This is a genomic window from Aliiroseovarius sp. B-4 (genome assembly GCF_056857795.1).
Genome location: NZ_JBSXNV010000041.1, coordinates 144322 through 158846, shown reverse-complemented (window position 1 = coordinate 158846; position 14525 = coordinate 144322). Strand labels below are relative to the sequence as shown.

General features: G+C 60.3%; 14 protein-coding genes. 7 read left to right on the top strand and 7 right to left on the bottom strand.

Features of this window, described 5'->3' with window-relative positions; genetic code table 11:
- Positions 1 to 9 precede the first annotated feature (9 nt).
- Genes AC13C8_RS16205 through AC13C8_RS16195 form a run of 3 tightly spaced genes read right to left on the bottom strand, consistent with a single transcriptional unit; the run spans position 10 to position 3430 of the window.
- A complete protein-coding gene (locus AC13C8_RS16205; RefSeq protein WP_482848324.1) occupies positions 10 to 1602 on the bottom strand; it encodes a 5-guanidino-2-oxopentanoate decarboxylase in 1593 nt (530 codons plus the stop codon).
- Complete coding sequence (locus AC13C8_RS16200; protein ID WP_091429625.1) at positions 1599 to 2786, bottom strand: pyridoxal phosphate-dependent aminotransferase; 1188 nt, start codon at positions 2784 to 2786, stop codon at positions 1599 to 1601. The genes AC13C8_RS16205 and AC13C8_RS16200 overlap by 4 nt, the downstream gene beginning before the upstream one ends.
- Positions 2783 to 3430 carry a TetR/AcrR family transcriptional regulator gene (locus tag AC13C8_RS16195; protein ID WP_482848321.1) on the bottom strand — a complete coding sequence of 216 codons (648 nt, stop codon included), beginning with the start codon at positions 3428 to 3430 and terminating at the stop codon, positions 2783 to 2785. The genes AC13C8_RS16200 and AC13C8_RS16195 overlap by 4 nt, the downstream gene beginning before the upstream one ends.
- An 89-nt stretch (positions 3431 to 3519) precedes the next feature.
- On the opposite strand from AC13C8_RS16195, the gene AC13C8_RS16190 reads away from it, so the two are divergent.
- Genes AC13C8_RS16190 through AC13C8_RS16175 form a run of 4 tightly spaced genes read left to right on the top strand, consistent with a single transcriptional unit; the run spans position 3520 to position 6654 of the window.
- Positions 3520 to 4314 (top strand): ABC transporter ATP-binding protein, encoded by a 795-nt coding sequence (locus tag AC13C8_RS16190; protein WP_091432176.1) that lies wholly within the window; start codon positions 3520 to 3522, stop codon positions 4312 to 4314.
- A 32-nt stretch (positions 4315 to 4346) separates the two neighbouring features.
- On the top strand, positions 4347 to 5120 hold the full coding sequence (locus AC13C8_RS16185; protein ID WP_091429629.1) for a transporter substrate-binding domain-containing protein: 774 nt from the start codon (positions 4347 to 4349) through the stop codon (positions 5118 to 5120).
- A gap of 8 nt (positions 5121 to 5128) precedes the next feature.
- The gene (locus AC13C8_RS16180; protein WP_091429631.1) at positions 5129 to 5881 is read left to right on the top strand and encodes an ABC transporter permease; all 753 of its coding nucleotides are present in this window, start codon (positions 5129 to 5131) and stop codon (positions 5879 to 5881) included.
- Positions 5878 to 6654 (top strand): ABC transporter permease, encoded by a 777-nt coding sequence (locus AC13C8_RS16175; RefSeq protein WP_091429632.1) that lies wholly within the window; start codon positions 5878 to 5880, stop codon positions 6652 to 6654. The genes AC13C8_RS16180 and AC13C8_RS16175 overlap by 4 nt, the downstream gene beginning before the upstream one ends.
- Here the strand turns inward: AC13C8_RS16175 and AC13C8_RS16170 are convergent.
- The 4 genes from AC13C8_RS16170 to AC13C8_RS16155 all read right to left on the bottom strand — a co-directional run bounded on the left by AC13C8_RS16170 (position 6651) and on the right by AC13C8_RS16155 (position 10486).
- A complete protein-coding gene (locus AC13C8_RS16170) occupies positions 6651 to 7565 on the bottom strand; it encodes an alpha/beta hydrolase family protein (protein ID WP_143064305.1) in 915 nt (304 codons plus the stop codon). The genes AC13C8_RS16175 and AC13C8_RS16170 overlap by 4 nt on opposite strands.
- A 62-nt stretch (positions 7566 to 7627) precedes the next feature.
- Positions 7628 to 8647, bottom strand: a complete 1020-nt coding sequence (locus tag AC13C8_RS16165; protein WP_482848319.1) for a TRAP transporter substrate-binding protein — start codon at positions 8645 to 8647, stop codon at positions 7628 to 7630.
- A gap of 13 nt (positions 8648 to 8660) precedes the next feature.
- Positions 8661 to 9974 (bottom strand): TRAP transporter large permease, encoded by a 1314-nt coding sequence (locus AC13C8_RS16160; protein WP_482848317.1) that lies wholly within the window; start codon positions 9972 to 9974, stop codon positions 8661 to 8663.
- Positions 9971 to 10486: a TRAP transporter small permease subunit gene (locus AC13C8_RS16155; protein WP_091429637.1), complete on the bottom strand. Its 516-nt coding sequence runs from the start codon at positions 10484 to 10486 to the stop codon at positions 9971 to 9973. Before AC13C8_RS16155 ends, AC13C8_RS16160 begins: the two co-directional genes overlap by 4 nt.
- A gap of 261 nt (positions 10487 to 10747) precedes the next feature.
- On the opposite strand from AC13C8_RS16155, the gene AC13C8_RS16150 reads away from it, so the two are divergent.
- The 3 genes from AC13C8_RS16150 (at position 10748) to AC13C8_RS16140 (ending at position 14495) form a co-directional block, all read left to right on the top strand.
- Complete coding sequence (locus AC13C8_RS16150; RefSeq protein WP_482848315.1) at positions 10748 to 12322, top strand: inorganic phosphate transporter; 1575 nt, start codon at positions 10748 to 10750, stop codon at positions 12320 to 12322.
- 16 nt (positions 12323 to 12338) lie between these two features.
- Positions 12339 to 14171: a Na/Pi cotransporter family protein gene (locus AC13C8_RS16145; protein WP_245744680.1), complete on the top strand. Its 1833-nt coding sequence runs from the start codon at positions 12339 to 12341 to the stop codon at positions 14169 to 14171.
- A gap of 69 nt (positions 14172 to 14240) precedes the next feature.
- Positions 14241 to 14495, top strand: a complete 255-nt coding sequence (locus AC13C8_RS16140) for a hypothetical protein (RefSeq protein ID WP_482848314.1) — start codon at positions 14241 to 14243, stop codon at positions 14493 to 14495.
- Positions 14496 to 14525: the final 30 nt, after the last annotated feature.

Below are 14525 nucleotides of genomic sequence, written 5' to 3'. Positions count from 1 at the left end.
CTCGCTTGTTCAAAGGGATTGCGCAGAGTTGGGCGCGTGAATGTCGATCAGGGTCGGACCGCGTGCATTGCGTGCTGCGCGCAATGTGCCTGCGAGGTCGCCGGGATCGCAGCGCCAGAATGGCATCCCGCAGGATCGGGCGACGTGCTCAAAGTCAGGCGGAGTCGGGTCACAGCCCACCACCGTCACGTCGGCGTCCTGCATCGATGTCGCAATCTCCTGATACCCATGGTTGTTCCAGATCACGAAACTGATGGGCAGGTTTTCATCCACCGCGCACATCAGCTCGGGCAGGCTGAACTGCGCGCCACCATCGCCGGTGATGCAAATAACCGGGGCGGTCGGGTCTGCCAACGCGGCCCCGATCGCCGCCGGAATCCCGTAACCCAGCGCGCCGAACCCGGTTGCGGCGTTGAACCAGCCGCCGGGTCGGTCGTGGTCGTAATAGAGGTTCCCGGCATAGATCGGCTGTGCTGAATCTCCGACAAGGATCGCAGCAGGGATAGTGTCCCGGATCGTGTTCAGAACGCTATTTAACGCCTGCATCTCCGGGCCGATTTCGGCAAAGGCAGCGCACCGGGTTTGATCGGCGCGTGCGGCCCCGTTCCGGTCAACGTCAAAGTCCTTAAGATGCGTGTTCAACACCGTCAGCGCTTGGGTGGCGTCGCCAAGGATCGAGATTTCGGCGGGATGGCGGGCCAGTTGATCGGGGCACAGGTCGATGCGGATCAGGCGGTGCAGCTTGGGCATCTGCCCGGTGGCATACATGTCGTAATCGGTCGGCCCAAGCTCGGTGCCGATGGCCAGAACCATATCGGACGCGTCGATCAGATCGCGCACCGCGCCAAGGCTCGGGCTGGCAGGAACGCCCAACGGATGAGCGTGCAGGACACCGCGCGCATTTACGGTTTGGACGACGGGCGCATCAAGTTTCTCAGCCAGCTCGCGCAACGCCAGTGCCGCCGCTCGCGCGCCACCGCCCGCCAGAATGACAGGGTTGCGGGCAGTGCGCAAAAGATCAGCCGCGCGCGCAATCTGATCTGCGTCCAACGCACGCGGGGGCGCCGGAGATGGGGCAGGGGTGTCTGTTGTCATGTCCTGCCCAGCCACGTCCAGCGGGATTTCGATATGAGCCGGTCCAGGCCGCGCGGTCTGGAATGCAGCGAAGGCCTTATCCACGGCGTCAGCAAGCGCGCCCGGTGTCTCGACCCGTTCAGACACCAAAGCGACGGTGCGCGCCAAGGCTTGCTGATCGGGCAACTCGTGCAAATGACCCAAACCCTTGCCAAGCCCGGGGAGGGCATTCACGCCCGACACCACCAGCATTGGCACACTGTCGGCGCGCGCTTGGCCCATCGCAGTCAGCGTGTTGGTCAGCCCCGGCCCGGTGATCACGAAGGCCACGCCGGGTTTGCCCGACACCCGTGCGTAGCCATCGGCCATGAACCCGGCGCCTTGTTCGTGGCGAGGGGTGATATGACGAATACCCGAAGCCGCCAGCCCGCGATACAGCTCGATCGTATGCACACCGGGGATGCCGAAGACGCAGGTGATGCCACGGTTTTCCAGATCGGCGACAAGGGCTTCTCCGACACGGGTCATGCGGTTTCCAGTTGCAGTTGGGTGGCGTGTTGGATGATCCGTGTGCAGGCTGTGTCGAACGCGTCGTCATCGACGGTCAGCGCGATGCGCACCCACCCTTCCAGCGTGGTGCCAAAAGACGACCCCGGCATCACGGCGACACCCGCATGATCCAGCAAATGCAACGCATAGTCATGGCCGTTCAACCCGGTCGAGGACACATCGATCAGCGCAAACATGCCGGCTTGCGGTTGGTGCACTTTCAGATTGCAGCCTTGGCTTAGCCGGTGCTCAAGATGACGGGCGCGTGCGGCGAAACGGGTGCGCATCCCGTCCGCCACTTCCGATCCGTCGCACACGGCTTGCTCGGTCATGTCCGCGATGAAAGGCTGGTTGCCGAACAGCATGGTTTCCGACAGCGGCAACAGCGCCTCGGTAAAGGCTTGGGGGCCGATACACCAACCGCTGCGAAACCCCGGTGCCGCGTGCGATTTCGAGATCGAAGACACCACGATCACCCGATCCTCAAGATGCGGGCGTGACAGGGGCGAGATGAAGGTTTCACCGTCGAAGATCAGGTCTTCATACACCTCGTCCGAGATGATCCACAGGTCATGCTCCAGGGCCAGCTTGCCAATCGCGTCAATGTCGTCGGCGGTCAGGATCGACCCGGTGGGGTTGTGTGGCGTCGTCAGCAGGATGGCACGGGTTCTGGGTGTGATACGGGCGGCAAGGTCATCTGCGGCCAGCCGAAACCCGTTTTCGGGGTGCAGTGGCACAGGCACCATATCGGCACCGCTGGCGCGGATCACGCCTTCATAGGTTGCATACATCGGATCGCCCACCAAAACGTCGCACCCGGTGTCGGCAATGCCCATAAACACGGCAAACAGCGCGGTTTGCGTGCCGGGAAAGCACATCACCTGATCGGCGTTGATCGCGCGGCCCGTTCGTTGCGAATAACGCTCGGACAGGGCGGCCCGCAACTTCGGCTCCCCCCGCCCATCGGAATACCCCGTGCGACCGGCGTGCATCGCCGCCGTTGCCGCTTCGATCAAAGCCGGCGGGGTGGGGACGTCCGGTTCGCCAATTGTCAGTTCGATGATGTCACGTCCCTGCGCGCGCAGGGCTTTCGCCTTGACGTGAACCTCCCACTTCGCGCCACCCAATCCTGCGAGGCGCTGGATGATATCTGCATGTCTCATGACGGGTTTCCTGTTTCCTGCAAATCAATTCCGATGATCGCGCCGACCGATTGCAGCCCGATTTTGGGCAGCTCTCCCGGTTCAAACGCATTTGGCAGCGCGCCGCCTTCCATCCACAGCCCGTCAATCACCGCGTTACAGGCAATCGCCAGATGTCTCAACCGGGCGGGGGGTGCGACCATTTCCGCCTCGGCCAATGCGTCGGCAATCAACCCTTCCAGCCGGTCGCGGAAATCGTGATAGGTCTGTTCGTGGATCTGCCGCATCCGGGGGTCTTCGCGCACCTTGTTCAGAAAACTCGCCCACAGGGACACAGAGGCCGGATCGACCACCGGTGGGTTCAAACCCGCCGCCACGAAGGCCGCCAACCGCACACTGGCCGTCGCGCCATCGGGCACGTTTGGCGCGGCGGTCAGATTTGTCATATGGCTCATGTGAAACGCATAGGCGGCGGATATCAGGTCTTCCTTTGACGAGAAATAGTGCCGGATCAGACCCTGCGTGACATCCGCCCGTTCCGCGATGGCGCGCACTGTCGCCCCTCGCACGCCCCGCTCGGCGATCAGGGCAAGGGCGGCCAGGATCAACGCTTCTTTGCGTTGCTCGGCAGGTTCGCGCCTGAACTTGGGATGGCTCTGTGTCACCTGAGATCTCAGTCTTGCTAATTATACGCTTGCATAATTGCGGAAATCGCGGCTTACTACAAGCCGGAAATTGGGGGGCGATGATGGCGATGCCGGATATGACGGCCAGAGAAGTACAGGCACCAGCCGAAGACACCGAGGCCATTCGGGTGACGGATCTGCACAAGTCCTTTGGGACGCTTGAGGTGCTGAAAGGTGTTTCGCTGACTGCCCACAAGGGCGATGTCGTGGCGATTATCGGCGGCAGCGGGTCGGGCAAATCTACCTTCCTGCGCTGTATCAACTTTCTGGAAACCCCAAGCTCCGGTCAGATTGTCATCAGTGGGGAAGAGGTCGTGATGCGTCCCGACGGCACCCCCGTCAAGCGGCGCCAGATCGAACGTATCCGCACGCGTCTGGGCATGGTGTTTCAGGCCTTCAACCTGTGGACCCACCGCACGCTTCTGGAAAACGTGATCGAAGTGCCGGTGCATGTGTTGAAAGTGCCGCGCGACAAGGCGATTGAACGCGCGAAAGAGCTGCTGGAGCGGGTCGGGCTGGGCGACAAGGCGGACACCTTCCCGTCATACCTGTCCGGTGGGCAGCAACAGCGGGCCGCGATTGCCCGCGCGCTGGCCGTCGATCCAAGTGTTATGCTGTTTGACGAACCCACCAGCGCGCTGGACCCGGAACTGGTCGGCGAGGTTCTGACTGTGATCCGCGATCTGGCGGCCGAAGGGCGCACCATGCTTCTGGTCACGCACGAGATGAAGTTTGCCCGCGAAGTGGCAACGCATGTCGTGTATCTTTTTGAAGGACGGATTGAAGAGGAAGGCCCCCCGGCCGAAGTCTTCGGCAATCCGAAATCCGCACGGCTGCAACAATTCCTGAAAACAGTCGGCTAACAACCATGAAACCAACCAACGGGAGACGACACATGAAACTCAAGACATTGCTGGCCGCTGGCCTGGCCTCGACCTTGCTGGCCGCTGGTGCTGCATCCGCCCAAGAGGTCAAGATCGGCATCGCCGCAGAACCCTATCCGCCCTTCGCCTCGCTTGATGCGTCCGGCAACTGGGTCGGCTGGGAAGTCGAAATCATCGGTGCGGTTTGCGCTGCCGCCGAGCTGGATTGCGTGATCACACCCGTGGCGTGGGACGGGATCATCCCGTCGCTGACCGGACAGCAGATCGACGCAATCATGGCGTCCATGTCGATCACCGAAGAACGCATGAAAACCATTGATTTCAGCGATCCTTACTACAACACGCCTGCCGTGATCGTGGCGGACAAGTCGATGGACATCGAGCCGACACCGGAATCGCTTGCCGGCAAGATCGTTGGTATTCAGGCGTCGACCATCCACCAGACCTATGCCAACACCTATTTCGGGGATGCCGCCGAAATCCGGGTCTATCAGACCCAGGACGAGGCCAATCAGGATCTTGTTGCAGGCCGGATTGATGCCACGCAGGCTGACAGCATTGCCATGGCGGATTTCGTGAACTCTGACGCCGGTCAATGCTGTGAAATCAAAGGCGCGGTTGCCAATGATGAAGCCATCCTGGGCAAAGGCGTGGGCGCCGGCGTGCGCAAGGGTGACGATGCGCTGCGTGAAAGCCTGAACGCCGGGATCGCGGCTATCCTTGCCGATGGTACCCATGCCGAGATCACGTCGCGTTACTTCACGACCAGCATCTATAGCGAGTAAGCCCTGCCTTGGAACTGATCCTCGACTCGCTAGGCCTGGCCAAAAGCGCAGAATTGTTGTCGCTCAGCCCTCCGGGGTGGGGCGGCAACCTTCTGCGGGGCCTGGCCAATTCGCTACAGATCGCCTTTGGGGCGTTCGGGTTCGGATTGGTGATCGGGCTGTTTGGCGCGTCGGGCAAACTCTATGGCGGGGTGGTCGTTCGTGATCTCCTCGCCATTTACACGACGGTGATCCGGGCGGTGCCCGAGTTGGTGTTGATCCTGATCCTTTATTACGTTGGCACGGACCTGATCAATCAGGCCTCCAGCGCGTTGGGATATGGCCGCGTTGAAATCAGCGGGGTGGTGGCCGGGATCTGGGTCTTGGGCATCGTCCAGGGGGCTTATGCGACCGAGGTGTTGCGCGGTGCCATTCAAGCGATTCCGCATGGACAGATTGAGGCCGCGCGGGCCTTTGGTATGCCGCCCTTTATGCTGATGCGCCGGGTGACGATCCCGGCGATGATGTCTTTTGCCACGCCCGGACTGGCCAACCTTTGGCTGATCGCCACCAAGGACACCGCGCTTCTGGCTATTGTGGGCTTTAGCGAGTTGACGTTGGAGACGCGACAGGCGGCGTCCAGCACCCGCGCCTATTTCACCTTTTTTCTGGCGGCAGGCGCACTTTACATGATCGTGACACTGTTTTCCGGCGCGATCTTTGCGCGGATCGAAAAATGGGCGCGCCGTGGTCAGCCCTCGTTGCGGGGGGCGGGAAAATGACGGGATGGCGCAGCCTGATGCAGCCGCACAGAATTGTGCTGATGGCACTGTTTGCCGGGTTGGTGATCTGGTGCGCGGTTTCGCTGCGCTGGGACTGGATCCCGGAGTACGCACCGTTGGCCGTTGAAGGCGCGTGGCGGACGATCTGGATCCTGGTCGTGACCACCGTTGCCGGATTTCTTCTGGCCATCCCCTTGGGCCTCGCGCAGGCGGTTGGGCCATGGTATCTGTCCGCGCCCGCCAAGACCTTTTGCACCATCATTCGCGGAACACCGCTTCTGTTGCAAATCTGGCTGCTTTATTACGGGTTGGGGTCGCTGTTCCCGCAAATCCCGTGGATCCGTGGCAGCGAGCTGTGGCCTTATCTGCGGCAGGCCTGGCCCTATGCGGTGCTGGCGCTGACCCTGTCCTATGCAGGCTATGAAGGCGAGGTGATGCGCGGCGCGTTTGCGGGCGTCAACAAGGGGCAGTTGGAAGCTGCCAACGCCTTCGGGATGCCGCGGTTCACCATGTTCCGCCGCATCTGGTTGCCGCAGGCGATCCGCAATGTCCTGCCCACATTGGGCGGAGAGACCATCCTGCAACTGAAAGCCACGCCACTGGTCGCAACGATCACGGTGGTCGAGATTTATTCAGTCTCGTCCCGTGTGCGGTCGGACACGTTCATCGTTTACGAGCCTTTGCTGCTGCTGGCGGTGTTTTACATGATCATCGCCGGGATCATCGCGCTGTTGTTTCGGCGGTTCGAACTCAAGACCGGCAGTCGGGCTTAGACGCGGATTGCAGCCAGTGCTTCCAAGGCATTGTCCAAAACTTCAGCGTTGTTGGCGTCCATCATCATCATGTGGCTGTTGCCGGGTGTAAACGCGGACACACCAAGGAAACGCACAGTCTCCGCAGCCTGCGCAAACCGTTCCCAGCCGCGCGCGCGTGTCTGCCAGTCCGGGTTGGTATCAAGGAAATCACCGGCGCAGATCACGATGGGTTGCTTGGATGCGTGGTCCGCGTCACCCGGCAGGCTGGAGGGTTCAATCGCGATGATCCCCTCGAACAGGTCCGGGGCCGTGGACCGCGCGTCAAATGTGACCTCGGCCCCCTGGCTATGGCAGATGACCATCGCCGGACCTGTCCGGTTCAACACCGCCAGAAGGGCTGCGGATTGAAGCGAGGTGGTGCCCAACCAGCGCGGCACGAAGCACCGGGCGAATGCTTCGAACTGGTTCACCGGAAAAAGCTGTCCGGGGAAGGGGGTGCGCGTGGCAAAGCCGCTGGGGGGACCGATGCGGAACAAGGTCCACGCCTCGTCCAGACTGCGCAGGAAGGGATCGCCCTCCCACAGTCCCGGTGCAAACCCCGCGCGTCCCCGTTCGACATTGTCGACCACATGCACCTCGTATCCGCGCGCAAGCAGCAGGTGCAGCCATCCCGGTCGCCCGTCCGGCGTGGTCTCCCAACAACTGCCCGACAGGCCGCCACCATGGACCAGCACCACCGGCGGGCCGGGGCAGCGGTCTTGTGGCACGAAATACTGAACATAGGCGTGTTCGACGGCGAAATATCCGCGCGGATCGACGGTGAAGGACACGCTGCGGGTAAACTGCACCTCGCGCGGGGTGCCTTCGGTCACGTGCCGCAGACGCCCGCCCACGGTGTAAGAGCCGAAATCTTTCAGGGCGTAGCTCACGGCGCGGTCCTTGGGATGTGCCAAGCGCCGCGCCACCATGATCGGGGGCGCGGCCCGTCGGGTCAGTTGAGGTCGGTCAGATCCTGATATTCGCGATAATCGGCTGCATAGGCGCGGTAGCTGTCGATCACCCGCTTGAACATCTCGTCCTCGGCGGATTTCTCGGCATAGACCTCGTCGGCAGCAGCGCGCAGAGCATCCATCACGCTGTCTGGCAGGCGTGCGACATTCACACCATTGGCGCGGAAGCCCTCCAACACCTCGCTTTGCGCGCCAGCGGCGGACCCCAGTGCATACAGGTTGGCATCGGCACAGGACACTTCGATTGCGGTGCGCTGGCTGTCGGTCAACCCATCCCATTTTTCCTTGTTCATGTAAAACTCGATAAAGCCCGCCGGTTGGTGCCAGCCGGGGAAATAATAGTTCTTCGCCACCTTGTCGAAGCCCAGAAGTTTATCGACCAGCGGGAAACTTAACTCGGTCGCGTCCAGCCGTCCGGTTTCCAGTGATGTGGAAATCTCGCCCGTGGGCAGGGACATGGCATTGGCGCCCAGCTTGGCAAGAATGTCGCCGCCCAGCCCGCCGATGCGGATGTTCAGCCCTTGCAGGTCTTCGGGTGTGTTGATCTCTTTCGTGTACCAGCCGCCCGCTTCGGACAGGATCACGCCGCAGGCCATGGGCACGAGGTTGTAGGGGGCATAAATCTCGCGCCACAGTTCAAGCCCGCCGCCATGCTGCAACCAGCTGATATAGGACAGCGGATCGCCCCCGAATGGCACCGACCCGAACAGCGCGGCGGCTGGTTCCTTGCCGCTGGCGTAGGCGGCAAACGACCAGCCCGCATCAATTGCGCCGACGCTGACATTGTCGAAAATCTCGAACGGCGGAGACATCTCACCTGCCAGAAGATACTTGAACTCGACCTCGCCTCCGGTCAGGGCCGAGACATTCGCCACGAACCGTTTGGCGGTCGGGTCCAGCACTGGCAAGCCGCCAAAGGCGCTTTGCAGGTTGAATGTCTCGGCCGTTGCGCTTGATGCGACAAGGGTGGCGACGGTGGCCAGCATGTAGGTCGTTTTCATAAGGGTCCTCCCATTAATATGACGTCAGGCCGGTGATCAAACCGGGAAACAGGATCAGCAGCACCAGCACCAGCACCTGCAATGCGATGAAGGGCAGGACGCCGCGATAGATTTGCGGTGTCGTCAACGCCTCGCCCGCCGCGCCGCGCAGATAGAACAGCGAAAAGCCAAACGGCGGGGTCAGAAACGAGGTTTGCAGGTTTACAGCGACCAGAATACCGAACCAGATCAGAAGTGTATCGCCCGTCAGCCCATTACCGAAATCCAGCCCCGCCACGATGGGCGCAAAGATGGGCATGAGGATAAGCGTTATTTCCAGCCAGTCCAGCACGAAGCCAAGAAGGAAGATCGCGGCCATCACCACTGCCAGAACCGTGTAGGGTCCGGTGCCGAAGGCGGTGATGCCCGCTTCGACCAGATCATCACCGCCGATGCCTTTGAACACGGCGGAAAAGCAGGTGGCGCCAATCATCACGAACAGCACAACTGAAGTGGTGGTGACGGTGCGGCTGGCGGCCTCCATCAGCATGGCGAGGCTGAACTTGCGGTATAGCACGGTGATCAGGACCGCGCCGAATGCGCCAAGGCCGCTGGCCTCGGTCGGGGTGGCCAGCCCCGCGACGATCGAGCCGAGGACCGATATGACCAGCCCCAGAAGCGGCGCGAGGTCAAAGATCAGACGCAGCAATGAGATGCGGGTCTGCCGGGGTTGCGCGGGCAACCCCCGCGCGCGCCAGATGATGTAGGCGCCATAGGCCAGCACCAGCAAAAGACCCGGCCCGATGGCCCCAGCAAACATGTCAGGCACCGGGGTTTGCAACTGGTCGCCCAGCACGATCAGCATGACCGAGGGTGGGATCAGGATGGCCAATGTGCCGGATGCCGCGATCAACCCCGCCGAGGTTGGCTTGTCATAGCCGACTTCCTCTAACCGGGGCAGGGCGAGCAGGGCCAACAGCACAACCGACGCGCCGACAATGCCGGATGAGGCCGCCAGCAAGACCCCGATCACGAGGACCGAAAACCCCATACCTGCCGCACTGCCGCCCAAGGCCCGCTGCGCGGCCTTCAGCGAGCGTTCGGCGGCGCCCGAAATTTCCAGGATCAGCCCCATGAAGATGAACATAGGCACCGCGACCAGTAGCCAGTTGGACAGGACATTGGCGTAAATCCGGCTGATCAGCAGGTTGAAATAGGCAATGGGCAGGTCGGACAGAAGGATGAACAACGCGGCGGACCCTGCCAGCACCATGCCGACGCGATAACCGGCGAAGATCGCCGTCAGGGTCAGACCCGCCATCGCGAGGGGCAGAAAACTGTCGATCATCTGCTGGCCCGGATCAGGCGGATGGTTTCGATCAGGATCGCCACGGCCAACAGCGTCAATCCGAGCGGCAGCACCGCCTTGATCAGCCAAAGGTCGTTCAACCCGCCATTGCGCCCACCTTCATCCGATGCCCATGCGCGCATCATGAAGGACCATGCGGCGGGAAGCCCCAAGGCGAAGAACGGCACTGCGAAGATCAGGTTGCCCACCAGATCAATGCGCGCTTTCGTCCGGTTGCTGCGGTTTTGGTACAGGAAATCCACCCGCACATGCTTGTTTGCCTGCCAGACAAGCCCGGCGGGGATCAGCCCTATGATGACCAGCAGATGCCATTGGATATCGAGCAGAGAGTTCAGCGTGATGGCCTTTCCCAACAGGGGCACGGCCCTCATGAAGCTCAGGATCGGGTTGATGTCGAATGTGCTGAACACCACCTGCACAACAATCCCGCTCATCATCGCGATCAACGCGATGGCCAAGGCCTTCATCATGGCTGACTTCAGACGTTCCAACAGGCTCCCCCCAACTTGGGTCACAGGGAACGATAAATTTTCAGAAGGCGCAATGCCAGCCTGCGGAACTGTTGGGTCGAATGGAGCAGGCGTATCGAGAGAGCGTCACAATTATAGAACAGGCAGCGCAATAAGGGGCTGTCAATGATCCACCTCAGTTTGACCTGCGCTAGCGCGTGCAAATTTCACTGTGGCACAGCACCTTCCGCAACCTTTGGGCGCGCGGCATGGGCAAGTGTGCGCTTCTCGAATGGGGGTCCCATGAAAGTGAATGAATATCTTAAGATTGAAAGCGCGACGCATATCAGCCGCTCCGAGGTCGGGCGGCTGGGAACCGCCATCATCTTCGTTGTCGGGGTGATGATCTATACCGGTGCGCGGTTTGCGCATGTGGATCAGCTTTACCTGTTGGTTGCTGCCGCCGTTATCGGTGCTTACATGGCGATGAATATCGGTGCCAATGACGTGGCCAACAATGTCGGCCCCGCCGTCGGCTCTTTTGCGCTGAGCCTGACGGGCGCAATCGTGATCGCGGCACTGTTTGAAGCCGCAGGCGCCATCATCGCGGGCGGAGACGTGGTTTCGACCGTGAAGAAAGGCATTATCGACCCCGCCGACGTGCCCGACCCGGATGTCTTTATCTGGGTAATGATGGGGGCTTTGATCGGGGCTGCCCTTTGGCTGAATGCCGCCACATGGTTGGGCGCGCCGGTGTCGACCACCCATGCCATCGTGGGCGGCGTGATGGGTGCGGGGATCGCTGCGGTGGGCTGGGATGTCGTCAACTGGGATTCGATGGGCAAAATCGCCCTGAGCTGGGTGATCTCACCCGTGACCGGGGGCGTCATCGCCGCATTGTTTCTGTATGCGCTGAAAAAGATGATCTTTTTCAAACCGCAACCTGTGGAAGCCGCTCGAAAAGTTGTTCCTTTCATGATCGGTATCATGGCCTGGGCCTTCACCACCTATATCGCGCTGAAAGGGATCAAGAGCCTGATCAAGATCGACTTCACCAACGCCATTCTGATCGGATTGGTCGTGGGGTTGGTTGCTATCGTTGTTGTTCGCCCGATGATCAACAAGGTCGCACCCACGCTGCCAGACACACGCGAGGGGGTGAACAAACTTTTTACCACCCCGCTGATCATCTCGGCAGCTCTTCTGAGCTTTGCACATGGCGCAAATGATGTGGCGAATGCCGTCGGCCCGCTGGCCGGAGTGGTCGATGCTCTGACAAATACGCAAGGCGGTGCGTCCAAGGTGGCGATCCCGCTTTGGGTGATGGTGATCGGTGCGCTTGGAATCTCGGTCGGTCTGGCATTGTTTGGGCCGAAGCTGATCCGCACCGTTGGGTCAGAGATCACCGAACTGGATCGGTCGCGTGCCTTTTGTATTGCGCTCGCTGCTGCCATCACAGTGATCATCGCCAGCCAACTTGGGATGCCGATCAGCTCGACCCATGTGGCGTTGGGAGCTGTTTTCGGCGTCGGCTTTTTGCGCGAATTTCTGGAAACCCGGATGAGCAAAGTGGTCGAGGAGGTGTTGATCCAACACCGGGGCGAACAGGATTTCGCCACCGTCGAACAGGTGCTGATGTCTTTTCAGAACGCACCGCCTGAGGACAAGTTGCGTATTCTGGAAAAGCTGAAGAAAATGGGGCCAGATGCGGTGATTGACGCCGCCGAACGCAAGATGCTTCAAAAGGCGTTGAAGCGCCAATTGGTGCACCGCGCATCGCTTTTGAAGATCGTGTCGGCATGGATCATTACCGTGCCGGTTTCTGCGGTGCTTGCGGCCATGTTCTATTTCGTGCTGCGCGGCATGATGCTGCCATAGGAGTGGGCACCTCAAGATGATGAAGAAATCCCTTTTGCCGGTCATCCTTTTGGTGCTTGGCTTTGGCTTTTGGCTTAGCCGCGATTTTCAAGAGATCGCCGCCGGCGTCGCGATCTTCCTGTTCGGCATGTTGATGCTGGAAGACGGCTTCAAGCTGTTCAGCGGCGGCTTTTTGGAAACCGTGCTTGAAAAGACAACAGGCTCGGTCGCCAAATCCATGGGGTTTGGCATCCTGTCGACCACGATCATGCAATCCAGTTCGCTGGTGTCGGTGATCACCATCTCGTTTCTGTCCGCTGGCCTGATTTCGCTGATTGCAGGGGTCGGGATCATCTTTGGTGCCAATATCGGCACCACAACGGGGGCGTGGCTGGTGGCGGGCTTCGGGCTGAAAGTGAACATCGCGTCCTATGCGTTGCCAATGTTGGCCATCGCCATTGTGCTGGTGTTCCAGAAAAACAAGTATCTGCGCGGCGCAGGGTTGGTCCTTGCCGGGCTGGGGTTCCTGTTTCTGGGCATTCACTACATGAAAGAGGGGTTCGAGTCGTTCAAAGACCAGTTCGACCTGACCCGATTTGCCATGACCGGGCTTCTGGGGCTGCTGGTTTATACGCTGGTCGGGGCAGCGGCGACCGTGGTCATGCAGTCCAGCCACGCCACGATGACGCTGATCATTACCGCGCTGGCGGCAGGGCAGATTTCCTATGAGAACGCGCTGGCGCTTGCAATCGGGGCCAATATCGGCACCACCATCACTGCGATTATCGGATCTTTCACGGCGAATTATCAGGGCAAACGCCTGGCACTGGCTCATCTGATCTTCAACCTCGTGACTGCGGGGGTTGCGCTGGTGTTCATTGGGCCAATCCGTCAGAGCGTCGATCTCGTCTCGGCCGGAGTTGGTATAGCGGACACGGATTTCGCCCTGAAACTGGCGGTATTCCATACGATTTTCAACACGCTGGGGGTCGTGTTGATGCTGCCGCTTTTGAACCGTTTGATCCGCTTTCTGGAACGTGTGATCACGCCGCCAGAGGAAGACTTGAGCCAGCCCAAATATCTGTCCGAAGCGGTGGACGAATTTCCGCAGACCGTCGAGGTCGCCATGCGGCGCGAGGTCAAACACCTTTATGACAACGCCGTGGAATTGATCTTGCACGGGCTAAACCTGCACCGCGATGAGGTGTTTGCCTCGAAAGACATCGCCGCAACCGTTCGAGCCAGTCGCAAACCGGTCGAATTTGACATCGACGAACGGTATGAGGCGCGGGTCAAGACGCTCTATTCCGCGATTGTCGAGTTCGCCACGCGCATCGGGTCAAAGGACATGCCGGCGGATGTGATGGATGACATCTATACGCTGCGGGATGTGGCTGGGCGGATCGTCCGGGCCGTAAAGGCGGTCAAGCATTTGCGTCGCAACGTCAACCGCTACACGGTGCGCCGGCAGGGGGCCGCGACCGATCTCTATAACCAGCTTCGCACCGAAATCGCGCGCATCCTTGTCGAAATTCGACAACTGGATCTGGCAGACCCCGACGACCGCTCAAGCCTGTGGCTGGATCAGGAGAGGATGCAAGTAGAAACCGACGGACGCGAGACAAACACACGGATCGAGGCATTGATCCGCCAACGCGAGCTGGATGCGTCGGTCGCGACTTCGTTTCTGAACGATTCCAGCTATGCCTATTCGGCGATGCGCGATCTGCTTGGGGCCGCGCGGGCGTATTATATTGAAAGCGAGGACGCCATGGCCGAGGTCGAACGCATTCTCGCGCTTGATGATGACGAACTGATGGCCATCGTCCGGGACGCGATCAACGACAAACAGAAGGATATGGCGCAATGATTATAGATGGCAGTTACAGGCCCAGACCCATTGGGCCATATCAGGTGCTGTCGCAACCAGGGGGCCACCATGGGACTTGAAAGTAGCGTTGAGAAACTCGACAAATATTACGCTCGGCTTGAGCAGGGGAAGGCGCAGAAGATCAAGCCATCCCATGTCGACAAGATATTGTCGAAACTTGAGGCGAAAGCCCGATTGCTTCAGGCAGAACTTGATGAGACGACGAAGTCATCGAAAAAAGAACGGCTGGCGACAAAACTCGATATGGTGCGCGAGCAGCAGAAGCGCGCGCGCTGGCTGAAAGACAAGATCGGCGATGCCTGAGGGCATTATCTGACGTCTGGCCAACTCCGT

Excerpts from the sequence above, each read along its gene's own strand:
- AC13C8_RS16205 (WP_482848324.1), bottom strand. The coding sequence starts at position 1,602 with ATGACCCGTGTCGGAGAAGCCCTTGTCGCCGATCTGGAAAACCGTGGC.
- AC13C8_RS16200 (WP_091429625.1), bottom strand. The coding sequence starts at position 2,786 with ATGAGACATGCAGATATCATCCAGCGCCTCGCAGGATTGGGTGGCGCG.
- AC13C8_RS16190 (WP_091432176.1), top strand. The coding sequence starts at position 3,520 with ATGCCGGATATGACGGCCAGAGAAGTACAGGCACCAGCCGAAGACACC.
- AC13C8_RS16185 (WP_091429629.1), top strand. The coding sequence starts at position 4,347 with ATGAAACTCAAGACATTGCTGGCCGCTGGCCTGGCCTCGACCTTGCTG.
- AC13C8_RS16175 (WP_091429632.1), top strand. The coding sequence starts at position 5,878 with ATGACGGGATGGCGCAGCCTGATGCAGCCGCACAGAATTGTGCTGATG.
- AC13C8_RS16165 (WP_482848319.1), bottom strand. The coding sequence starts at position 8,647 with ATGAAAACGACCTACATGCTGGCCACCGTCGCCACCCTTGTCGCATCA.
- AC13C8_RS16160 (WP_482848317.1), bottom strand. The coding sequence starts at position 9,974 with ATGATCGACAGTTTTCTGCCCCTCGCGATGGCGGGTCTGACCCTGACG.
- AC13C8_RS16150 (WP_482848315.1), top strand. The coding sequence starts at position 10,748 with ATGAAAGTGAATGAATATCTTAAGATTGAAAGCGCGACGCATATCAGC.
- AC13C8_RS16145 (WP_245744680.1), top strand. The coding sequence starts at position 12,339 with ATGATGAAGAAATCCCTTTTGCCGGTCATCCTTTTGGTGCTTGGCTTT.
- AC13C8_RS16140 (WP_482848314.1), top strand. The coding sequence starts at position 14,241 with ATGGGACTTGAAAGTAGCGTTGAGAAACTCGACAAATATTACGCTCGG.